Annotated in this window: 22 protein-coding genes and 1 pseudogene; 15 read left to right on the top strand and 8 right to left on the bottom strand. The window is 63.0% G+C overall.

Translation table 11 applies throughout. The annotated features are described in order from the left end of the window. Nucleotides 1–11 precede the first annotated feature (11 nt). The 4 genes from VT84_RS06175 (at nucleotide 12) to VT84_RS06160 (ending at nucleotide 3492) form a co-directional block, all read left to right on the top strand. Nucleotides 12–1568, top strand: coding sequence for a hypothetical protein (locus VT84_RS06175; protein ID WP_082838882.1), 1557 nt, complete (start codon nucleotides 12–14; stop codon nucleotides 1566–1568). A gap of 80 nt (nucleotides 1569–1648) precedes the next feature. Next, on the top strand, nucleotides 1649–2275 hold the full coding sequence (locus VT84_RS06170) for a hypothetical protein (RefSeq protein WP_157469227.1): 627 nt from the start codon (nucleotides 1649–1651) through the stop codon (nucleotides 2273–2275). A 31-nt stretch (nucleotides 2276–2306) separates the two neighbouring features. Continuing rightward, on the top strand, nucleotides 2307–3185 hold the full coding sequence (locus tag VT84_RS06165) for a phosphorothioated DNA-binding restriction endonuclease (RefSeq protein WP_157469225.1): 879 nt from the start codon (nucleotides 2307–2309) through the stop codon (nucleotides 3183–3185). 7 nt (nucleotides 3186–3192) lie between these two features. Beyond that, nucleotides 3193–3492 (top strand): antibiotic biosynthesis monooxygenase family protein, encoded by a 300-nt coding sequence (locus tag VT84_RS06160; RefSeq protein ID WP_082838879.1) that lies wholly within the window; start codon nucleotides 3193–3195, stop codon nucleotides 3490–3492. Here the strand turns inward: VT84_RS06160 and VT84_RS06155 are convergent. Beyond that, nucleotides 3476–3709 (bottom strand): hypothetical protein, encoded by a 234-nt coding sequence (locus tag VT84_RS06155; RefSeq protein WP_082838878.1) that lies wholly within the window; start codon nucleotides 3707–3709, stop codon nucleotides 3476–3478. The two genes, VT84_RS06160 and VT84_RS06155, sit on opposite strands and share 17 nt — an antisense overlap. A gap of 649 nt (nucleotides 3710–4358) precedes the next feature. On the opposite strand from VT84_RS06155, the pseudogene mobF reads away from it, so the two are divergent. The 4 genes and pseudogenes from mobF to VT84_RS06135 all read left to right on the top strand — a co-directional run. Continuing rightward, a pseudogene (mobF, locus tag VT84_RS06150) lies at nucleotides 4359–5348 on the top strand (MobF family relaxase); the annotation flags it as partial. Further along, complete coding sequence (locus VT84_RS06145) at nucleotides 5329–5670, top strand: hypothetical protein (protein ID WP_082838876.1); 342 nt, start codon at nucleotides 5329–5331, stop codon at nucleotides 5668–5670. The pseudogene mobF and the gene VT84_RS06145, both read left to right, overlap by 20 nt. Nucleotides 5671–5872: 202 nt before the next feature. After that, nucleotides 5873–8323 carry a caspase family protein gene (locus tag VT84_RS06140; protein ID WP_162271610.1) on the top strand — a complete coding sequence of 817 codons (2451 nt, stop codon included), beginning with the start codon at nucleotides 5873–5875 and terminating at the stop codon, nucleotides 8321–8323. Further along, nucleotides 8281–10857, top strand: coding sequence for a tetratricopeptide repeat protein (locus VT84_RS06135; RefSeq protein WP_162271609.1), 2577 nt, complete (start codon nucleotides 8281–8283; stop codon nucleotides 10855–10857). Before VT84_RS06140 ends, VT84_RS06135 begins: the two co-directional genes overlap by 43 nt. A 10-nt stretch (nucleotides 10858–10867) precedes the next feature. Here VT84_RS06135 and VT84_RS06130 read toward each other — a convergent pair whose 3' ends face one another. Continuing rightward, nucleotides 10868–11146, bottom strand: coding sequence for a hypothetical protein (locus VT84_RS06130; protein ID WP_082838873.1), 279 nt, complete (start codon nucleotides 11144–11146; stop codon nucleotides 10868–10870). A 148-nt stretch (nucleotides 11147–11294) separates the two neighbouring features. Then, nucleotides 11295–12248, bottom strand: coding sequence for an IS630 family transposase (locus VT84_RS06125; RefSeq protein WP_239465710.1), 954 nt, complete (start codon nucleotides 12246–12248; stop codon nucleotides 11295–11297). Between the two features lie 10 nt (nucleotides 12249–12258). Between VT84_RS06125 and VT84_RS39455 the strand changes: the two genes are divergently transcribed. After that, on the top strand, nucleotides 12259–12549 hold the full coding sequence (locus tag VT84_RS39455) for a hypothetical protein (protein ID WP_162271607.1): 291 nt from the start codon (nucleotides 12259–12261) through the stop codon (nucleotides 12547–12549). 280 nt (nucleotides 12550–12829) lie between these two features. Beyond that, nucleotides 12830–13474, top strand: coding sequence for a hypothetical protein (locus tag VT84_RS06115; RefSeq protein ID WP_157469221.1), 645 nt, complete (start codon nucleotides 12830–12832; stop codon nucleotides 13472–13474). Between the two features lie 43 nt (nucleotides 13475–13517). On the opposite strand, the gene VT84_RS06110 is transcribed toward VT84_RS06115, so the two are convergent. Continuing rightward, nucleotides 13518–13991: a response regulator gene (locus VT84_RS06110; RefSeq protein ID WP_082838869.1), complete on the bottom strand. Its 474-nt coding sequence runs from the start codon at nucleotides 13989–13991 to the stop codon at nucleotides 13518–13520. A 355-nt stretch (nucleotides 13992–14346) separates the two neighbouring features. Between VT84_RS06110 and VT84_RS06105 the strand changes: the two genes are divergently transcribed. Continuing rightward, nucleotides 14347–14793 (top strand): hypothetical protein, encoded by a 447-nt coding sequence (locus tag VT84_RS06105; RefSeq protein ID WP_082838868.1) that lies wholly within the window; start codon nucleotides 14347–14349, stop codon nucleotides 14791–14793. 77 nt (nucleotides 14794–14870) lie between these two features. Here VT84_RS06105 and VT84_RS06100 read toward each other — a convergent pair whose 3' ends face one another. Beyond that, nucleotides 14871–15137: a DUF2892 domain-containing protein gene (locus VT84_RS06100; RefSeq protein WP_082843226.1), complete on the bottom strand. Its 267-nt coding sequence runs from the start codon at nucleotides 15135–15137 to the stop codon at nucleotides 14871–14873. Between the two features lie 171 nt (nucleotides 15138–15308). On the opposite strand from VT84_RS06100, the gene VT84_RS06095 reads away from it, so the two are divergent. Next, nucleotides 15309–17276, top strand: a complete 1968-nt coding sequence (locus tag VT84_RS06095; RefSeq protein WP_162271606.1) for a PAS domain S-box protein — start codon at nucleotides 15309–15311, stop codon at nucleotides 17274–17276. Here VT84_RS06095 and VT84_RS06090 read toward each other — a convergent pair. From VT84_RS06090 to VT84_RS06080, 3 genes are read right to left on the bottom strand one after another with little or no spacing between them, the layout of a single operon-like run. Further along, nucleotides 17269–17760, bottom strand: a complete 492-nt coding sequence (locus VT84_RS06090; protein WP_239465708.1) for a hypothetical protein — start codon at nucleotides 17758–17760, stop codon at nucleotides 17269–17271. The genes VT84_RS06095 and VT84_RS06090 overlap by 8 nt on opposite strands. Next, complete coding sequence (locus VT84_RS06085; RefSeq protein ID WP_082838866.1) at nucleotides 17757–18128, bottom strand: hypothetical protein; 372 nt, start codon at nucleotides 18126–18128, stop codon at nucleotides 17757–17759. Before VT84_RS06085 ends, VT84_RS06090 begins: the two co-directional genes overlap by 4 nt. 12 nt (nucleotides 18129–18140) lie before the next feature. Beyond that, entirely contained in the window at nucleotides 18141–19346 is a 1206-nt protein-coding gene (locus VT84_RS06080) for a nucleotidyltransferase (RefSeq protein WP_082838865.1), read from the bottom strand. Nucleotides 19347–19470: 124 nt separating this feature from the next. Between VT84_RS06080 and VT84_RS06075 the strand changes: the two genes are divergently transcribed. The 3 genes from VT84_RS06075 (at nucleotide 19471) to VT84_RS06065 (ending at nucleotide 21899) form a co-directional block, all read left to right on the top strand. After that, complete coding sequence (locus VT84_RS06075; protein ID WP_082838864.1) at nucleotides 19471–19896, top strand: hypothetical protein; 426 nt, start codon at nucleotides 19471–19473, stop codon at nucleotides 19894–19896. Nucleotides 19897–20470: 574 nt separating this feature from the next. After that, nucleotides 20471–21214, top strand: coding sequence for a PAS domain-containing protein (locus VT84_RS06070; protein ID WP_082838863.1), 744 nt, complete (start codon nucleotides 20471–20473; stop codon nucleotides 21212–21214). Between the two features lie 37 nt (nucleotides 21215–21251). Beyond that, a complete protein-coding gene (locus VT84_RS06065; RefSeq protein WP_082838862.1) occupies nucleotides 21252–21899 on the top strand; it encodes a hypothetical protein in 648 nt (215 codons plus the stop codon). The last annotated feature ends 48 nt before the right edge of the window (nucleotides 21900–21947 follow it).

The following is a 21947-nucleotide window of genomic DNA, read 5'->3' as shown; positions in this document are numbered from 1 at the left end:
AAGGGCAAAGAATGGCCGATTGGCAACCTTGGGTCGGAAGGCTCGAGAACGAAGGTGACGATGCGGTCGATGAACTCACCGCGTTACTGCTCTCCACACCGCCTGATCCCACGGCGACCACCATCGCTATCAAGGCGCTGTCAGCCGCACGATCCGATCTGAGCGTCAGGTCGGCTGCGCTCGCCCTCGCGTGGGTCGCAACCGATGACGACACGGACTCCGTGGATCAGTTGGAGCAGGCGTACGATTCGCGCCGGAGCCACGTGTTCCTCGCTCCCGCGCTGCTGAGTTCGCTGACGCTGCTCGGCCTCCGGAACCCCACAGCCCGTACTGGCGCTGCTCGCTACCTGCTCAAACTGAAAGTGGGCGAACCTGGGCCGCTGTTGGTGGCCGGCGCGAAAGCCATCGGCGTACTCTGTGATCGGTTCGACCTGCCCGACCTGCGGATGAAGCTGGTCGCGATCGCCGGTAGTTCAGACGTGCCCGTTCGCGCCGAAGCCAGATGCCAGCTCGCTTTGATGAGGTTGGCAGATGCACTGCTCGCGGATTCCGGGGACGGGTTGACCAACTCGCTGTCCGCCGCGCGTGAGGCGTTCAGGGTCGCTGAGGAATCAGAGGAGGTGCGCCCGGACGCAACTTTGTTTCGGCTCTTGCTCGACGCGGTTCTCCAGTTCGCGGCTTTAGAACGTGACCGCTCTGCTGCTGCGGTTGGTGTCAAGAAGGTGGCAGCCCAGTTGCGTGACATGGGCGGCAGGCTCGCGGAGGAGATCTTCAGGATGGACCGCAGTCCTGCCGCGTCGCAAGTTGCAAGCCAGTGTGCGGTCGTTGCGTCCGCACTGGAAACGGCCGCGGCGGAGGTCGAGTCGTCGGTGAGGTGGACGAACTTTGATTGTTCAGTGGTGCGTCTGGCGGAGTGCTATGGAGAGGTACGATACAGGCCGGCAGCTTTGGTCGGGAACGACCAAGCCTTTGCTGCGCTGAGCAGCGTCGCCGACCGCGTCCTCAAGCCTCGGCTCGGCCCTGTACTGGCCCTTAAAGTTGGGAGAGAAAGCTTCGAGCAGGTCATCCGCAACTACGAGTCCAGCGGCGGTCAGCAGGAAATTCTCGACGGGCTTAAGGCTCTCCAAGAGGCGTCGATCGAGGCCGAGCGCGTCAAAGGGTTTCGGCTATCCTCTGAGGGAGCCGCGCTGCTTTACGAGCAGGCGAAGACGGCCAACTGCACACCGGACGAGCTGGTTCGTCGGTTTAATCTGACTCTCAGCGCCAACGGCGGGAACGGTCTGGCCCTTGGCATAGAACTGCTACCACAAGGTGCAAGAATGAACGGGTCGGGGCTAGATCCCAAAGTGCGACTGGTGCTGTCCGGGCGGCTTGTCACCCGCTGGACCGAGCTAGCGATTTACTTCGACATCCCGCCTTCGGACAAAGCGAAATTTAAGCAGGGTCACGAACCTGAGCACATCTTCGAGTGGCTGGAGCAGAGGAGTCGGTTGGGGGAGCTTCGGGGTGCCTTTGATCACCTCAAGTGGCCCGATCTGATCGAGGAACTCGACCGCCACCCTTGGTAGCCCCCGGCGCCGTCGCTAGCGAGCGACCGGGGGTTATCGAGGCCGTTGCGTTGTCCCTGCGCGACCTGCGGAGCCGGTTCGTGGCCGCACAGGATCGCTTCCCGAGGGAGGTATCGTTTGCCTTGGTGCTAATCCCGCACGAAGAACGACGTGCTTGGAACGAGGCGTACCGATGGTTTCATGACTTCCCCAATGGACCGCCGCAACCGTTTGGCTGGAGATGCTTGGGCTACGCGGGCGGCGGGGACCGGCCAGAAATGGTCAGAATACCCGCATCTGAGCGACAGGACGGAATCAACGACGCGACGATGTTGAGTTCTGTCGAATCCTGGCGGTGCTGGCTGCTGAGGCGATCTAAGAACGCCCCGTTTCCGGAGAGTGCATTGAATATGTTCCACTCTCTGGCGGGTGAAGTCATCAGGTTGCTCGACCTGAAGGATTGCGGAATGACTGTTGATGGTAGCTTCGTCCCTGGCGGGCGAGCGGAGTACCAGCATCTTCTCAGGTGGGCTATCGAAAAGCTCAGCCCAGACGAATGCCGGAAACAGACATGGTTTGATCCGCCCGAAGATTACATCAAGACGACCTGGGGTCAGAAGGACACTCCAAAACGGTGGTTGGTTGAAATGTCCTGCGTCTTTGCGGCTGTTTCCCTCGCGCTGGAACGCCACCTGAATGGGCAAGGAAACCCGTGGCCCCCGACGTGATTCTACAGCGCCCTCTGTTTGGAAGCTGCCCATGAACAGCGCCGCGATCCTGAGCCGGTTCGAGAAGATCAACGTCTGGAAGAAGGGTGACCAGCGCGCGCCGCACAAACCGCTGCTCATTCTTTATGCTCTTGGGCAGTGGCAGGGCGGGCGGAGCGAAGTCACGTTCAAGGAAGCAGAGCCGGAGTTGAGGAAGCTTCTTCAACGATTCGGCCGTCCCAGAAAGTCGGATCACCCCGAACAGCCGTTCTGGCGGCTGCAGCGCAACCGCGTGTGGGCCGTTCAAGCACCAGCAGACATACCGCGGAAAACGGGCGACACCATTCCGACTATCGACGCGCTGCGGTCCCCGGCCGTGCGCGGGGAATTCTCTCCGGAAGTCCAGACCGCGCTGACCGCGGACAAAGCGCTCATTACGCGTATCGCAAACCTCATCCTTGAGCGCCACTTCCCGGAGTCGTTGCACCAGGAGATCCTCGACGCCGTTCACCTCTCGACGGAAGCGGTGACGCGGAAGAAACGCGACGCGAAGTTCCGTGAGAAGGTACTCGATGCGTATCAGGGGTGTTGCGCCGTCTGCAAGTTTGAAGTGCGCGTCGCGGACGTGCTCGTCGGGTTGGATGCCGCCCATATTCGCTGGCACCAGTTCAACGGCCCGGCTACCGAGCAGAACGGCCTCGCCTTATGCGTGATGCACCACAAGCTGTTCGACTTCGGTGCCTTCACCATTCGTGAAGGGCGGCTGCGGGTTTCGAGCAAAGCGAAAGGCGCGGGGTTCCAAGAACACCTGATGAAATTCCACTGCCAGGAAGTGAAGAAGCCCATCGACCCGGCCCTACACCCGACCGAAAGCAATCTCGCGTGGCACGCTCGGGAAGTGTTCAAGGGCGAAGAGCTGCCGTGCATCTAGGAGCACCATGATCCTCGAAGTGGCGATACTCGATGTGCGATCTGGGTCCGAAGCAGCCTTCGAGGCGGCTTTCGCAGAGGCCCGCCCACTGATCGCATTGATCGACGGCTTCCTCGGGCTCGAACTCCAGCGCTGCCTGGAGCGGCCTTCTCGGTACGTCCTCTTAGTCCGATGGCGCAAACTGGAGGATCACACCGAGGGGTTTCGCGGGTCGCCACAGTATCTCCGATGGAAGGCGCTCCTGCACCACTTCTACGACCCGTTTCCCACGGTCGAGCATTTCCAACTCGTCAACCTGCCGCCCTGATCCTCCGTGCCATGGTGACCCACACTACGGGCGGTTCTACGCGCACGTTCGCCACGAACAGCCGCGCGTCTTTGCCGCCGATCCGCGCGGTGATGAGCTGACCTTCGCCGATCTGAAGCTGTTGCCAGTCGTCGATTCCGAACCGCACCCGCACTCCCTCGTCGGACTCCACAACGTAACCCCAAACGTCGGCACCGTTCAGGTTGACCGGCTGCATGTACGAACCCTCTTCACTCGGATAATGCACTTATGTGCGCTATTCGTGCCGGAAAGCAAATTGGTTTGCGGGTTTTAGGTGGCGGCGGAATGCGCAAGTGCGGGAAGTGAGGGTATCGGGAGAAGAGGCTGCCGGGCTGAAAAGGAAAAGGCGGGGCGCTCCGTGGTGGGCCGTCGCCCATTCAACCCACTGCGGTCGCCCCGCCCACTTGAGATAATGCAGCCCGCGTGCCGAATCTTGAACAAAGTAACGTGCGACGACGGTTTCAAGGCCGCACTGCGGTGGGCCGCGAGATGAGCTGGCGCTGGATTTTCCCTCTCGTTGCTGGCATTATCGCCGCCGTTGCAATGGCTGATTTGGGAAGGAGCTGGTAATGAACTTCGCGGTCATCACCCGCGTACAATCCGATCTCGAAGGAGTTCGTGAGCTGGAGCACGAGTGCCTCCGGCGCTGGTATTCGGGGGAAGGCTCTCTGTGGAGCGAACACGCCTCCGTGATCCGCGGCTGGGTTCCTTGGACAATACGCATTGAGAAATCGCCCGTTTCACGACAAGTCTGCTGATATGCTCCGCGCCAGCCCCTACTATGGCGCATGCTCACAATAATCCCGAGGACCAACGCCGCCACTGCCAAGTAGTATTACCAGCGCGAGGACGCTGCCGTTCAGGGCTTGGCCCGGTTCGCCCCGGAGTTCGGCGGGCAGGCGATGGCCCTCGGCGACTTCGACACGCGCGCCTTCAACCGGCTGGTCGATGGGAAGCACCCCGCCACGAACGCCCAGCTCACCCCTCGGCATCGCTCCGACCGCATCTGCCTGTGGGACTTTACGTTCGACTGTCCCAAGTCTGTCACGCTCGCGATCTGGTACAACCCGGAAGAAGAACGCATTCGCGAGGCGTTTCACCAAGCCGTTCGTGACACGATGCGCGAGGACGTCGAGCCGCTCGCTGCAACCCGCATCCGCGGAACTGTCGTCTCCTTCGATGACGGCAAGATGCAGATCCGCCCGCACTACGACGACCGGCAGACGGGCAACATGACCTGGGCGATGATCCCGCACTCCCTCGCGCGGCCCGTGAAGGGAAGGCCCGATCCGCAGGAGCACGTTCACGCCACCATCTTCAACCACACGTGGGACGCCACCGAGAATCGCTTCAAGGCGCTGAAGGTCCACGAGATCAAGAAACAAGCCCCCGTGCTGCAGGACGCCTTTCACCAGCGATTGCGGAGCAACATCGAGGCGCTGGGCTTCAAGACGGTGGACAAGGGCAGCGTGTTCGAGCTGGCGGGGGTATCGGACAAGACGATCAAGAAATTCTCGCAGCGGCGCAACGTCATCACCGAGTTCATCGACAAGCACCTTGTGAAGGGGAAGCGCCTCGGGAAGGTCGGGATCGAAACGAGGGAAGAGAAAGGAGAAGAACACACGCTCGCGGACCTGAAGGCGGAATGGGACAGTCGGCTGACGAGGAACGAGCGGGTCGGGCTGGAGTGGCTGAAGGCCAAGCCGAAGCTCGGGAATCTCGGTGCGTTGGTGCGGAAGAACAAGGCGCACGTTGCGCTCTTGCAGCGGATCGGTACACTCGCGGGGTTTGGAAATGAGCGGGAGACCCGCACCAGTGTTTGGGGACGTAGCTGACAAGAAAGAGAGCGATCAGGTCGAAGACACCCGCGCGCCGGGACGCAACAGCAACGCTCATCTCGTCGCGCTCTTGGTCACGGACGATGAAGGGAAGGTGTGGTTCATTCCCGACGGATGCTTCCTTCCCCGTCCCGCAGGCAAGAAAGGCGAAAAGGCACGGCAGATCTACTTCGCCAAGGACGATCAGCAGGAGGTGGAGATCGAGATCCGGGGCGAACAGGCCGCTTATGTGGTGGACATGATCGCGGCAGGGAAACGGGCCTCGGTGCGGCCCGGTTCGGGGGCGATCGATTCGATCACGATAACGCCGGTGGTGTAGCCTCGCAAGCAGCACAACCGGCACCGATTAGCTTGACGCTTGTTCAATCGCTCGCGCGAAATCGAAACTGTTGGCCCACGCAATTCCCGTCGCGTAGAATCACTCCCAATCGCGCTCCCAGCCGGACTGATGCACTTCGCGTGCCGGCCCCGACATGCGGGTCGCGATTGCGCCTCGCTTCGACCGAGTGGAATGCCCCGCCATGCTTGCAGCGTCTGATATTCGCGGGTCGGTAACTTTCGGCATCCTGACGGTACGCTCGGACGAGTACACCGCCGTTCTGGAGCATTTCCCCAACAGGGAGACAGTCAAGGGACGTGTCTTCTACGAGTACAGCCAGCAAGAGGCGGCGGACGGGAAGCGAGTCGGAATCGCCGTTGCCCGAAGCCTTGAGCAAGGTCCGGGCGCGGCTCATGATCTGACTCGCGATTTGATTGAAGATCTCGATCCGGATTGGATACTTGTGGTCGGGATCGCCGGAGGGCTGCCCGAAGACGATTACAGCTTAGGTGACGTGCTGCTTGCGAGCAGAATCTACGACTTTTCCGTGTCCGCTGAAATTCTGGACGGCGAACAACATCAGCGAGAATGGAGCCTAGGTGGTGGCGCAGTCCACCCCGATGTTGCCGCGGTCTTGGGCGCCATTCCGGGCTGGGAGTCTAAGCTCAAGGGATGGAATAAGCAGACCACAGTCGGAATGAAGAAGCCGGTTTGTGAAATTCCGCATGACGCGTCGAGCGACCGGCTGTATGGCCCAGTGGATTGGCGATCAAAAGTGCAGAAAAGTCTCGCGCGCCACTTTCCAGAAAGCAGAAAGCCCAGATTACCCAATTACGCGGTCATTCCTGTCGGTGGCGGCGGCATCCTCGTCAAAGACCCCGCGCTAATTACCGAGTGGAAGCAAAGCGCGAGGGCATTAGGCTTCGTTGAAATGGAAGCGGGAGGAGTGTACCGCGCCGCCCGCCGCACGGAACGAGAGTATCCGGTCTTGGTGGTACGGGGGCTCAGTGACATTGTTGGCTTTAAGCGCGCTGGCGAGTGGACCAGTTACGCATGTAAAACCGCCGCGTCATTCGCAGGCGCCTTTGTCCGCTCTGGTATCGTCACGCCGAAGCCGCTCAAGTACACTCAGGCTCAAGCCAAGTCGCCCACGGTTGCTGCGGGGAAAAACGATCGGGCGGAGCAACAAGGAGATAATAGGGCCGAGCACGTAGTGTTCATCGAGTTCTTGCTTCGGGGGCCAATCGAGGAGTTCAACGAGTCAAATTTCCGGCAAGCGTTACAGACCACTACCGGACTTGACGTTTCGTCCGCCCGTATTGCATCTATTCAGAAAAGAAGCACCCTGGTTCGCCTCGAAGGCGACCCGGAGGTCTTGGCTCGGATTGTGGCACAATTCAAAGCATCGCAGGACGCACTTCACGCTTTCGCGACGACGACTGGGCTCACCCTGATCCGATGGCACGTCGGCAGTCAACAATACGAGCTGACTGTTCAGTCAGAAGGCAACAGCCCGCACGAAGCCAAGCAGGTGACGCCGCAATTGCTCTCATCACCGAGTTCCGATCAGAAGGCGCACGGCTTGCCGCCTGCATCAGGCCGGACCGCTACATTTGCGAAAGGTCGCGCGCTGGTGATTGGCGTGGCGAATTACCCGCACGTCAACAAGCTGCCGGGTTCAGTACTCGACGACGCGCGCGATGTGGCCGATCTCCTGCGCTCGTCCGATTTCTGCGGCTACCCGCCAGCGAACGTAGAGGTGCTGTTGGATGCGCAGGCTACTCTGAACGGAATCCGTGAGTCACTGACGCGGCTGACCCAAACCTCCGCACCGGATGAGACGGTCGTTGTGTACTTCTCTGGACACGGCGGTCGCATTCCTTCCGGTGAGTTTTTGATTCCATTCGACTGCAACCCGAGGAACATCGCGAACACGGCGCTCAGCGGTGCAGAACTGACCACCTTCTTGAGCACCATTAAGGCGGAGCGACTCGCGATTCTGCTGGATGCGTGCCATTCGTCCGGGACTGCGGAGCTGAAAAGCCTCGATCCCGCCGAAGGCGTCAAGGCGGGGTTGTCCGACGCCGCGTACAACCTGCTCGCTCAGGGGAAGGGGCGGGTGATGATGGCATCGTGCCGCGCAGATGAAACCTCGGTCGTACTCGGCGGAATGCGAAACAGCCTTTTCACGCATCACCTATTGGACGCGCTCCGCGGTAAGGCCTCAACGGAGAACGTGGTTCGCGTGTTCGATGTGTTTAATTACGTCTCGGACAAAGTGCCAGCTCAGGAGAAAAAGCAGCACCCTGTCTTCAAGGCTCATAACCTGGAGACTAACTTCCCGTTATCGCTGCGAGCCGGCGGGAAAGCCCTTGGCGGCCCGGAAGCCCCAGTGCCTCCAGCTCCACGGCTCATCAAACTTAGTGGCAAGGCAAAGCTGACGCTTTATGCAGGTCTTGTCACCCGCTGGAGTGCGCTTGCCACATACCTCGACATCTCGCTAGAAGATCGGGCGAAATTTTTGCAGGGCCACGAGCCTCGACAGATCTTTGAGTGGCTGGAAGAGCGGAATCGGCTTGGCGAGTTAAGAGGCGCCTTCAAGGATCTTGGGTGGCCCGACCTGATCGAGGAACTCGACCGCCACCCTCAGTAGCCTCCGACGCAACAGTAGGCGAGCGTTCGGAGGGAAGTGGGAAGCCTGCAACCTCGGCTCGGGCGGCGATTCATCGCCTCCGGAACAACTTCTTCTGTGGACGAGAGGAGATTCTGTCGCGCCTCCGAGGTGCGTTCCTGCAGCCCGGAAAGGACGGAGTAGCCAACATCCAAGCCATCTGGGGTCTTGGCGGTGTTGGAAAGACGCAGATCGCCGTCGAGTACGTGTACCAGCATTACGCCGATTACAAGCACGTCTTTTGGGTCAATGCTGCCTCGACGTTCACGATCGATACCGGAATCGCAGAAATCGCGCGGCGGCTTAAGCTGCCGGAGGCCCATGCGCAGGACAAGGCTATCATTACCGAAGCCGTAAGGCTGTGGCTGGAAGCCAACGAAGGATGGCTCTTCGTGACCGACAATGCAGATGAGCCTGAGTTGGTGCAGCCACTCATCGTTGGTAATCGGCTGGGGAATTATCTCGTCACTTCTCGATCGCCCGAGCTTGATGGAATTGGTGTAGCAAGCCCGATCCAGGTCGGGACTCTTACTCCCGAAGAGGCGATCGCATTTCTCCTGAAGCGAACTAATCGAGAGGGCGCCGAAGGCGCAGATCTGGAAGCGGCAAAGCAGATCACTGCAGAACTGGGTGAGCTACCGCTCGCGCTCGAACAGGCTGGCGGCTATATCGTCTCGCGAAACACCGTCTTTGCAGCATACTTATCATCTTATCTCAAGCGAAAACTTAAACTGCTTGACCAGTCGCGCCCAAAGGCTGGCGAGTATCGAGAAACAGTTTCGACAACCTGGTCGCTGAACCTCGACGCCGTGAGAGAGGAGTCGAAGGCTGCAGCAGAACTGCTCGGGTATATCGCTTTTCTCAGTCCGGATAATGTACCATTCGAGCTACTCGCGAACGGAGCCAATGACTTTGGAGGCGAGATCCAAGTCGCCCTGAAAGACTTCTACGTCGATCACGACGAGCAGGTGAATCCTCAGCCACGTATCGATGAAACCCTTATAGACGACCTGCTCTTCCCGCTACTTCGCTACTCACTCATTGAAAAATTCTCTGACGGGCGCACGTTTTCGATTCATCGTCTACTCCAAGAGGTGATCAGAGCAAGTATTGATCAAGCAGAGGGGAAAAGCCTTCGCGCTCGCCTGCTAAAAGCCTTGGCGAGCGTTTTTCCCATTGTCCACTTTGAAGTCTGGGCTGGCTGTGAGCGATTGCTTCACCAAGCAATTGGGTTCGTAGGATCGACCGACGATTCTGAGCTTCAGACAGTTGAAGCCGGTGTGCTACTTCATCGTATCGCACATTATCTGGAAGAGACGGGGAGCTATAAACTCTCGCTGTCAGTGTACCACAAGGCCGTCGAAGTAAGAAAGGTGGCGCTCGGTCCTGAGCACGCCGACGTCGGCACAAGCATGAACAATATGGGCATGATGTTGTTCAAGCTCGGTCACTACGAGGAGTCCGAGAAGATATTGCTGCAGGCGCTTCAAATCCGTTCGAAGGCGTGCGGCGAGCAGCATCGGGATGTCGGACAGACTTGCAACAACCTTGGGCTCACAGTCGGTGAGCTTGGGCGATTGGACGAAAGCCAAGCGTACTTTGACAGAGCGGTTGCAATTCTGGAGCGAGACGCGGATGGTGAGTGGGATGAAGGCGCTTCGACGACGTTGTGCAACATCGCCATCTTGATGAATGAGCGTGGAAAGAACAAAGAGGCAGAGGACGTCACTCGGAAGGCACTCGCAGATCGCGAAAAACATCTACACGAAAAACACCCTCTAATCGCATTCGCACTTTGTAATCTTGCTGCTATCGTCGGCGAGCGGGGCGCAACCGAGGAGGGGCTGGTGCTAGTCCGCCGAGGGATGGCCATTCAAGAGGAATCGATCGGGCAGGTTCATCCAGATTATGGAAATGCTTGCAACATCTACGCGCGGCTGCTGTCAGACAGCGGGCATCATGACGAGGCTCTAAAGTGGTACAACACGGCAGGCGATGTGATTGCGTACACAATGGGGGTGGCGCACCCGCGCATCGCCACCATTTACAACAACATGGCTCACTGCCACATAGATCTCGGGCACCTCGACAAGGGAATCGAGTTGTTTCAACGTGCGGTTCGATTGCTAGAAAACGTCGTTGGGCCGGATCACATTAATGTCGCTTCCCCCCTGAACAATATGGCCTTTCACCTTTTGCAGAAGAAGGAGTACAAGGCGGCAAAGGATTTTTATCAGCGAGTGCTGACCATTCGGCGGAAGGTGTATGGCGAGGCCCACAACGGCGTTGCCGTGGCGCTTGCCCAGCTTGCATATATCGAGATGTGGATTGGAACGAAAGAAGATGCGGTCAAGATTTATCAACAAGCCGCTTCGATTTATGAGGCGCTCGGCGATCCAGACATCTCCGACTGTAAAAATGTCCTTAAGAATTACCGCCGATGTTTAAGGGATTTGAGGCACTTCGATGACGCGGCCCTGGTTACGAAACGTCTCAAAGCAATGGGGGAGAGCTAAAGCCTTTCGCTTACGGCGTCGGCCCCTGCTGTGGTGGAACGGGACACTGATCCAGCCACGACATCATTCTGCCCATCCGGCCGCGCTGTTCCTCCATCTGACGTGCGATGGCCTCGTGGTCGATCGGCCGGCTCCGCATCTCGTCGAGCAGTCGCATGAACTCCCGCTGGACCGCTTCCTGCTCTTCCGGAGTCATTTCAGGTGCGGGCGGATGCTGCCCGAAGAGAAAGGTGCGGGCCGCTTCTGTCGTCGCCACGGTGGCGCGACTCTCCTCGCGGTCGATGAGCAAAACGTGGGTTCCGTCCTCTTCGCTCGAACCAAGATCGTAGCCCTGCAAGAGCGGGGCGACGGCACGGTGGCGACGGTACGATGTATGCGTTCACGAGCCAAGGGTTTGGTCGCCTCAAGTGTGCGCCTGGCGTTGGAGCACTTTCCGGCTAGAGATGGAGGGGAAGTTTCGTAAAGCGAACGAATGACTTGAGCAGGTCGGGTTTACCTTGCAGCCGCTCAAACTCACTCGTGACTCTACTACGCAGGACCGAGAGATCGGGCGGGCAGTAATTGGCGAGCCGGCCATACTTGATATAGCGCCAGATGCCATCAGCTGGGTTCAGTTCCGGGGCGTATGGCGGGAAGGGTTCGAGCACCACGTCGGGCGCAATTGCAAGGTACTCGGTCACTGCCGAACAGTCGTGGATTGGAATCTGATCCCAGAAGACCGTCATAGGAGTGGCTAAATCTGCATGCAGTGTGCGGAGGAATTGCGCCACCGTCGGACCTCGGTAATTCACGTTGTCTGCCAACAGGCCGTAGTGGAGCCGAATACAATCCCGCAGGGGGCTAACTATGATCGCTCCGATGGCCGAAATGCGGCCGTGCTCGTCCGCTACTCGCTGCACCAAGGTGTGGCCCCGACGAGCATAAGCCCGGCGGACGAGTGGCTTCATCATGAACCCGCTTTCGTCGATGAAGACGACGTACGCGTCCCGCGTCGCTGCTCTTTTCAGGACCTGGGGAAGCCTTCTCTTGATCCACCGCTCGATCACGGCATCGTCGCGCTCTATCCGCTGAAACACTGGCCTTATAGTCCTGTAGTCCCAGCGCCGCAGGTACTCGCCGGCGGTCCGCACCGCGATACAGATACCGTACTCCCGTCGGATCAAGTCGCACACGGCGCGCCGCGTCCATAGCGGGACGGTGATGCCCACCTCTTCGGGGGTGTGCCCATCAATGATTAGCTGGAGTTGGGCGGCCTGTTCGGCACTTAGCGCGCGGCCCGAACCCGAGGGCCGCCCGCTGCGCTCGTGCGGCAGGGCCACCAAGCCGCCCGTGACGTACGCGGACCACCAGCGGGATACGGTTTCGCGGGTGACTCCGAGGACGTCAGCCATCTCGGTCTCGGTGAAGCCTCTCTCGCAGCCGCGCAAGGCCCGCATCCGCCGCATCCGCGTCCGGTTCGGGATCGGCACTTATGCACGCACGCAAGAGTTCGTCCTCCGGTGGTTGGATGCGACCTCGAACCGTCGGGAGATTGTCCGCCAGCGGTGGAATTTCAGTGCCGGCGGGTCGGTTGAGGAGGTGGAAGACTACCGGGTGGACCTGATTGGAGTCACCGAACTGGAGTTGGTCGTCACGCCGGACGTGTCAGGCGGTGACGAGCACGCGTCCCTAGCTGAGATGCGCCTCGCGTAACCTCATCGTTTCTGTTTCGAGGAGAAACATCTTGGGGACGCCGGAGGTGTTTTATCGCGCGGATGTTGGTAACGAACAAATCCCCGCTCGCTTTGGTCCAGGTTACGAACGAACCGCGGGTGCCCTCGTTCGACCAGCACGAAAGCACATTCAGGTGTGCTCCCTACAAGTGCTCTCTATCCGTATCAACGGCTGCAAAAGAGTGCATTCTGTGTAATTCATGCGATCTTGTAAACTCTTACCGAGATGGATCTTCCGGTCAAAAGGTGGTGCCCCGCCCTTGTCGAAGAGAATGAGCGTGGACAAGGAAAAGGAACCTGTTCCACCCCGTGATTTTCACCGCCCGGAGCCGAACTTCCACCAGGCGCACATTCCGATGGCTCTGCCCGACCCGATGTCGTTGCTCGGGTTCACCGACCGCTGGCTGGCCTTGGGGGTCGTCACCCGTGAGCGGGTCGAGGCCCTCGGCCGGGAATTCGAGTCCAGCAGCGACAAGAACCCAGAGCACTATCGGTACGCGGCCTTCCGCGACTACCTGGCGGCCCACCGGCCGCTACAGCCCGCCGTCGCCGAGGCCCTCTACTTGCTGGGGGAGGCGGGCCCGGACCGGGGGATGGGCGGGGCAATGACCAGGGACATCGCCTGCCTGCCCGAATGTCCGTCCGTGGTCCGCGACCGTGCCCTGGGGTCCGGGGAGCGAAGTTTGGTTGCGGCCGTCCGGCAGGCGGTCCTGATCGCCGAGTTGGCCTGTGGGCTGACGGAGGAGTTGTTCGACAGGTGCCTGACCGCCGCCAACGGAGCCGTCCACCGCGCGCTCGTGGCCCGACCGGAGTTGACGCGGTGGCAATTGGAGCGAATCGCGGAAGCGGGGGCAAACAGGGCCGTGAGGAATCTGGCGGCGGTTCGACTGAGAGGATGGCGGTAACAATGGCCCCGTACCCATCTGCCGAAGTAAGCGTGACGGACCACTAGGCGGCCCCGGCGGCCGCCCGGGCGGGCCGCTTCGGGGGCCCGGGGACAAGAAGGTCGTGGACCCGGGCCAGCAGGGCGGTCAGGTGGGCCGGGTCCGCGGGCTTGACCAGGTGCAGGTCGATGCCCGCGTCCGCCGAGCACACCCGGTCCCGGTTCGTCCCGTACCCGGTGACCGCGACGACCACCGGTTGCTCGCCCGTCGATTGGGCCCGGAGCCGCCGCGCCACCTCCCACCCGCTCATCCCCGGCAGCCCGATGTCCAACAGGACCACGTCCGGGGCGTCCGACCGGGCCGCGCGCAGCGCCTCGGCCCCGCACGACGCGATCCTCACCTCGTGGCCGCACGCGGCCAGCAGATCGGCCGTCGACTCGGCCACGTCCGGGAGGTCCTCGACGACGAGAACGGAAAGTGGGGCGCGCGGGGAATCACTCATCTGGGGTCCGTTGAGGTCGGTAAAGGTCGTCGCCATGCGCGGAGGGCCGGGCTCCGGTTTAGAGTGGCAAGCCACGCGGTCACGCACACCTTCCGGCGCGACTGGCGAACGTCAATTATTGGCACGCATTCGCGTGCCTGGTCCATTGTTTGCGGCGGACGAACGGTACTGATGAACCACTTGAGCGAGTGCCACAGCTTAGATGCTGTCCCCTGTCAAAACGATTCCGGTTTTCTGGAAAGATTATCCGGTGCAACCCGCACCACCTGTTGGGAAATCGGAACCGGAACGAGGGATTGCATTTGCGCCAGGCGGGCCGGCACTCTTGAATAAACGAGAGCCCCGCGTCACTGCTACACGCGTCACACCTTTACTCCAAGAGGGCACCCCAATGCCGGCTCCGGTCATGAGTTCCATCGTTCGTACCATCTTGTCCGAGGACCTGGACCTGTCGGCCGATGAGGTCATTCAGAAAGCCAAGTCGCGCGGGGTCACGGCGCCGGACCGGGTCGTCCGGACCACCGCGCACAACATCAAGAGCGAGCTGAAGAAGAAGGCCGCGAAGGCGGTTCCCGTTGCGGCCGCGGCGCGCACGACCCGGGCCCCGGAGCCGGCCGCGGTCGCCGCTTCGGTCCCGGAACCCGTTTCATCACATTCGGGGCCGGACCTGACCTCGGTTCTCGCCAACGTCGCGCTCGTGAACTCGGTGCTCGTCGGTTGCGGCGGGGCCGAGCCCGCCCGGCAGGTGGCCGCGGCGGTTCGTGCGTGCGGGGGCGTCGAGTCGTTCCTTCAGCACCTCGACGTCGTGACCGGCATCCGGGGTCCTTCGCCCGCGTGAGTGCCTGGGTCCGGGCCGGAGAGCTCGATGCTCTTATCCTCGCTCTCCTGCCCGTCAACCCGAATACCTCGTGCTCGTCACCGGGCCGCGTTCACTCCGAGGGCCGAGTACACGGAACAGTGCCCGGTAGCCCCGCGGTACGCCGGCGCCCCGCCCAACGCCGCGAGCGCCAGGCCGGCCCACCCGCCTTGACTCACCCCCAGGCCCGCGATTACCGCCCCGCCGATCGTGGACGCGGCCTGTTCACCCGGACCCACGTTCACCGCGGGCCGGGGCGAGCGCACGGGATGGTTCAGGTCTCGCACGCCTTGTCGGGTCTGCGCGTATTCCGCCGTACCGGCCATTTTGTTCTCTCCGGGTTGCACCGGGCACGAAATCGGCCCGTACACTTCAGAGCCAGCAACTCGAATGCCGGAACCGATTGGGAACGCACGGCTCTGATTTGGTGTGTACGCCCTCCGAGCCGGGGCACGCGCACTAGTGTTTGGTGTCGCTCTCCTGCCGAAGAAGGGCCGATGTCGCAACTCGGGACACACGCGGAACGGGTCAACATCCTGGTGGTCGACGACGAACCCGCGAACGTACTCGCCCTCGAAGTGGTGCTCGCGGGCCTGGGCCAGAACGTGGTCCGGGCCGGGTCCGGGGACGAGGCCCTGCGCCGGGTCCTGGAAGCGGACTTCGCGGTCGTCCTCATGGACCTGCGGATGCCCGGGCTGAGCGGGTTCGAGGCCGCGCAACTCATCCGCTCGCGCCCGCGCTCCCGGTCCACCCCCATCATCTTCCTCACGGCCGCGGACGGGGACGGGTTCTCGGCCACCGAAGCCTACGCGCTCGGGGCCGTGGACTACCTGACCAAGCCGTTCGTCCCGACGATCCTGCGGGCCAAGGTCGCGGTGTTCGTCGAACTGTACCAGAAGACCGAGGCCCTCAAAGCGGCCGAGCGCGAGCGGGCGAGCGCGGCCGTGCGTGAGAGCGAGGAGCGGCTCAAGCTGGCCGCGGGCATCGCCCGGCTGGGCACGTTCGACGTGGACCTGCGGACCGGCGCGGTGGTGGTGAACCGGCCGAGCCAGGACCTGTTCGGGATGGCGACCACGCACACCACGTTCGCGCGGGCCCAGGAGCACTTCCACCCGGACGACCGGGTTGCGGTGATGGCCCGGGTCCGGGCCGCGTTCGACCCGGCCGGGCCGGGCGAGTTCGAGGTCGAGCACCGGGTCGTGCGGCCCGACGGTGAGGAGCGTTGGCTCCGGGCCCGGGGGCGCGCGTTCTTCGCGGGCGAGGGGGTCGGGCGGAAAGCGGTCCGGTGCCTGGGCACGTACCTGGACGTGACCGAGGCGAAGCGGGCCGAGGAGGCCCTGCGGGCGAGCGAGGAGGAGTTCCGCACCACGTTCGAGCGGGCCGGGGTCGGGAAGGTGCACGCGGACCCGCACACCGGGCGCATCGTGCGCGTGAACCCGGCGTTCTGCGCGCTCGTGGGGTACACGGCTGACGAACTGTTGGGCCGGACCGTGAGCGACGTGACGCACCCGGACGAGCGGGACGCGAGCGACGAGCGGTTCGGGGCCCTGGTGCGCGGGGACATCTCACAGTACGCGGTCGAGAAGCGGTACGTGCGCAAGGACGGGTCGGTGCTCTGGGGGCGCGTCACGGCGACCGTGGTGCGGACCCCGAACGGGTTCCCGGTCCGGACGTGCGCCATCGTCGAGGACATTACGGCCCGCAAGCACGCTGAAGCGGCTCTACTGGAGGAGAGCCGGCGCAAGGACGAGTTCCTGGCGACCCTGGCCCACGAACTGCGGAACCCGCTGGCCCCCATCAGCAACGGGATGGAACTCCTCAAGGCGTACCCGGTCGAGAGCCCGGCCACCCAGAAGGCCCTGGTCCGGATGGAGCGCCAGTTGGCCCACCTGGTTCGGCTCATCGACGACCTGATGGACGTGTCCCGAATCACCCGGGGCAAGCTCGAGCTGCGCCGGGCGGCGCTGGCCGTTGGGGACGTGGTCGAGAGCGCCGTGGACACGAGCGCGCCGGCACTGAGCGCGGCCGGGCACACACTCGGCGTGCGGGTGCCGGCCGAGCCGCTGGTGCTGCACGCGGACCCGGTCCGGCTCACCCAGGTGGTGTCGAACCTGTTGAACAACGCGGCCAAGTACACGCCCCCGGGCGGGCGCGTCATGGTGACTGCCGAGCGGGACGGGGGCCACGCGGTCATCCGGGTGTCGGACACGGGCGTGGGCATCGAGCCCGAGATGCTGCCCCGGGTGTTCGAGATGTTCACCCAGGTGGGCAAGACCCTGGACCGCGCGCAGGGCGGGCTCGGCATCGGGCTCGCGCTGGTCCGGCGCCTGGTCGAGATGCACGGGGGCACGGTCACGGCCGAGAGCCCGGGGGCCGGGCACGGGAGCACGTTCATCGTGCGCCTGCCACTCGCTGAGAGTCCCGGAGAAGGAGTGACCGAAGCAATAGAAGGAGCGGTCAGATGACCTCGCCGACGAGCAGCGGCATCCACTCGGACCGCGTCATCACCTGGTAATAGCGTGTGGCGGGCTGGCAGATGAGGAACACGACCGGAGCGTTCGTGTGGTCGTGGACCAACAACCCCCGCATTCCCTGCTTCAGTTTGAACCACACCCCGTTCGCGAGCGCGTAGGTCGCCGGCACGACGACTGGCTCGGGGGCCAGTGCGGACCACTTACCCGCGGCGACAGAATCTTCCCAGGTCCACCCGGTCGGGGGTAATTTCCGTTCGGCCCGGTCCTTGTTCCCCCACCGAACGACTTGCAACCGCCCGTTCCACCAGACCGGGAGCAGGGTCGGGGTCGCGGCCCAGTAGAACCGCACTTCCTTCTCCCCGCCCCGGTCGTGGATTCGTTCGTCGAGGCCGTTCTGTTCCATAAGCAGGAGAGGGAGTTCGCTGTACGCCAGGGCCACACCGACACACATGATGTTCACCGCCTCCACACTCACGCCGAGCGCCGGAACCGGGCCTTTGGTCTTCCGAACTGGTTGAAGGCAGCCGGATAGCGGGCGACCACCACGGACCGGAACCGGGCGCGAATCGCCACGGCGAACGCGAGCACCTCGTCCCGGCTCGGATGTGTTGGCACTGAGACCGGAAGGGTGATGTTCAGCGCCCCTTCACAGACGGACCGTAGTCGGGCAACGGCCGGGGCGTATTGCCCCTTACGAAAAAGCAGATGGGCCCACGCGAACTCGCGGTACAGCGCGCACACGGTCGTGTAGAACGCGCTCGTGTCACCCGGGTACGCGGCGCGAACCGCGTCTCGAATGGCAACCCACTCGATGGCCCCTCGAACGAACTCGTCGGCGCGCATAAACGCCTCCCCTCAGAAGCACACCTTCCCGCGCACGTCGCAGATGTCGAAATCGTTGGCCGGGTCTTTGTAGACCTTCGGGAGGTGCAGTGTGGTCCCGCTCCGCACCTTGAACCGACCGTACCGCGCGTTGATGGCCGCTTTCGCCGCCGCCAGAGCTTCGCGTTTTGGGTCCGGAATATCGAACAGGCTCAGCTGGAACCCCTTCGCCCGGCGCAACTCGGGCGCGATGACGTGCAAGTGTGTGGCGGTCCCGTCCGGTACGTAAGCGCGCCGGAGAGCGACGCGCGCGGCGTCGAGCAGTTCGTCGAACCGGTCCGAGGGGCACGCGAGCCGGCACAGCCCGCCCGTCGATTCTCCGTTCTTCCACGCGACCTCGACCCCGAGCGTGCTAGTCCGTACGACGTGGAAATGCAATTCCTCGATGAGTCGCTCGACGTGGCGTACGGTCCACGCCCACAACAGGGTCGGGTCCGACACATTGCCCATCAGTGACCCGCCCCGCGCGAGCACCTTGTGCGGGGTGCGCTCGGTCCGGATGGGCGTCACCGGGCGCCCGTTAAGCTCAAGCCAGAGTTCGTACCCGGCCTTGGTCAGGAGCTTCTGCACGAGTCGCCCGTCCGCGTCGGCCAGGTCCAGGCACGTGCGGATGCCGTAGGGCGCGAGCCGAGCTGCGCGGCGCCCCGCGATGCCACTGATTTCGGTCACCGGCATGTGCGCCAGGAGTTCGCGCTCGTGGTCCCGGCCCAGAACGGCAACGGCCCCGAGGGGCTTAGCCGTGTCGCTGAACAGTTTCGCGAGCGTGCGCGTGCGGGCTACGCCGATGGTTACGGGCAGGCCCGCGGTTTCGTAGATGTGGTCCCGGATGTCGGTTGCCGCTAGTGCCGAAGGTTCGGCCCGGAAGAAGAACTCGTCGATGCTGTAGTATTCGATTTGGGGACTAAACAACCCCACGATACCCAGCATCTTCCTGCTCAACAGCTCATACCAGTAAAAATCTCGCTTCACGTAAACGCCGTCCGGGCACAATTCCTTGGCGTCCCAGATGGGCGTCCCGGTCTTCACGCCCCGGGCCTTCATCTCGTAGCTCTTGGCAATCACACACGCCCCGTTGTTCCCGAGCACCCCGACCGGCTTCCCGGTCAGTTCCGGGTGCCGAACGCGCTCCGCGCTGACGTAATAACAGTCCGCGTCCAAATGGGCGAAATACGCAACCATGACGATTTTCCCGATTGTGCCGTCTGCCACTGCGTTCAGTACCGTCCTCACGCTTGAAACTGTACACCCGAATATTAAGCTGGTCCAGTGGGGAGAATGTTCCGGTACCTTCCGGTAACGAGTCATGATTGACCCGAGAGCCGTCGTCGAGAGCGCGGCCCGCGAACTGTTGCGGGCCCTATCCGCGTTACCGGTTGCGCCCCGGGTGCGTGTGGCGAGTGCCGACGGCCGCGTGGCGTGCCTCATCCAGGTGTGGGGCGGTGACCACGTCATGCCGACCGCGACCAGCAAGCGTCGGAAGCGGGCTACGGGCGGACGTGACGAGTGCCGGGCGGATATCCTCGCGGTCGTGACCGCGGCCGGGCAGGCGCGAACGCAGAAAGAAATCGTTCGCGAACTGAAGTTAGCAGGGAAGGCTCACGGCCCGGGCACGGTGGTCAAGGCGCTGGCCGATTTGACGACGTCGGGGGTGCTCGTGAACCCGCGAGACAAGAAGGGCTACCGGTTGGCCGAGTGGCGCCGAAACAAGACCCCGAGCTTGTTCGACTGAGCGAGGGCGTCCGGCACCGGTGCGCGGTTCTCCGAGTGCGATTGCTCGCGTACTGAGCACACACCGAACAACGAGAGTGGTTCGGGGAGACAATCAAGGACGGAAAAGCGGCTGAGAAACGATGGCCGGAGCGAGATTCTGGATGGCCCCGCGGGATTGGCCCCGGGTGTGCTTGTGGACGGGCGGCTCCGAGTTGAGACGGTTCGTCGTGCGGGGCGAGGGAGAGGCGCTCCGCACGGCGTGCCGTTTTCACGAACTGTAACACGCGTCGTGGTCACGCAACCACCCGGGCGGGCGCCAGTCGTAAAGGCTGGCACACGTCCGGGTGGCGTCCTTTTGCGGGTCGATAAGCGCGCTGACCTGCCCGATTCGACTCCCCGCACCACCACAGCAGGGGACACCGGGGCGAGATTGCGGCCGTTATCATTTCTCCCCGACGCACCCACACATCCGGTGTGCATTTTCAGGACCGTTTCCTCTTTCGGAACGTTTCGGCCGGTGTGTCCCTACGGAGTTCACGCCCCCTCACCGGGGCGGATAATATGGGTATTCGCTCGCCACCGCCGGATTCGCTGTGAACGACCCGCAGAACTACCGCACCGCCCTGGACAACCTGCCCCAACTCGTGTTCGGCGCCGCCCCCGACGGGGCCGTCGAATACATGAACACCCGATACGTGGAGTACACGGGCCTTCCCCTGGACGACCTGCTCGGGTGGAACTGGGGCTGGGTCGTCCACCCGGCCGACCTCCCGAACTCGCTCGACGTGTGGGCCGCGGCCGTGCGCACCGGGACCCCGCGCGAGGTGTCGCACCGGTTGCGCCGGAGCGACGGCGAGTACCGGTGGTTCCTGGCCCGGGCCGAACCCGTGCGGGACGAGGACGGGCGCGTGGTCCGGTGGTTCGGAACGTGCACCGACATCGACGAGTCCAAGCGCGCGGCGGACCAACTCCGGGGCACCCGGATGCTGTTCCGCTCTTTGGTCGAGCGGAGCCCGGACGGGGAGGTGCTGGTCGGGGCCGACGGGACCGTGCGGTACGCGAACCCGACCGCGGCCCGGCTCCTCGGGTTCACGGTTGAGGAGTTCTCGGGCACGGACCTGTGGGGCTTGGTGCACCCGGACGACCGTGGGGCCGTGAGCGCGTGGCTGGAGCGGGTCATGCTGGCCCCGGGCGAGCACCTCCCGCTGGTCGTCCGGTTCGTACTTCGGGACGGGTCCGTGTTCGTGGCCGACGTGCTGGGCACGAATCTGCTGCCGGACCCGGACGTGCGGGCCCTGGCGATTCAGTTCCGCCGGGACGAGACCCCGGCCCGGTAGCACGTGTGAACACAGAGACCTGAGCCTAGGAGCGTCGGTGGCTTCATTCGACATCGTGTTACGGACCCAAGGGAGCTTGCACCCGGGCGGCTCGCCGACCGAGTTCGTCTCCGAGTACGCGGGCCTCATTCGGTGCACGGACGACGAGACCGGGGTGGTGACCAACGTGGGGCGGGTGGCCGCGCGCCGGGTTCACGCCGAACGGGCGTGTGACGCCGGGGAGTGGCTGTACGACGTGTGCGACGCGCACTCGGCCGAGTTGCACGACCTGCACGGGTTCGTGTACGAGCCGGACGGGTACGACTTCAAGGCCCCGCTGGTGCGCCGGTTCGAGACGACCGGGTGCGACCTGTTGGTGCTCGACTACGTCATCCTGAGCCCCAAGTGGCGCGGGCTCCGGTTGGGCCTGCTGGCCGTGCGGAAGCTCGTGGACCTGATTGGGGGCGGGTGCGGATTCGTGGTGAGCGAGATTGCCCCGCTCTCGGCCGAAGGGTACGAGGCGCTCCGGGTGCCCGCGGCGTGGCTCCCGCCGCTTCCCTCGGACGAGGCCATCCGGGACGCTACAGTGCGGCTGCGCAGGTACTACCGGCGCATGGGGTTCCGGCGCCTGGGGCGCACGCGGTACTACGCGCTCCCGCTGAACCAGGTCACCCCGACCGCACACGATTTGCTCCGGCCCACGTGAACGGGTTCTCGTAACCTTCCCCTGATCGTTGGTCGAGGTGGCGTGCCT

It is taken from the genome of Gemmata sp. SH-PL17 (genome assembly GCF_001610855.1).
GTDB classification, from domain to species: domain Bacteria; phylum Planctomycetota; class Planctomycetia; order Gemmatales; family Gemmataceae; genus Gemmata; species Gemmata massiliana.
This window is presented reverse-complemented; position numbering and strand designations above follow the sequence as displayed.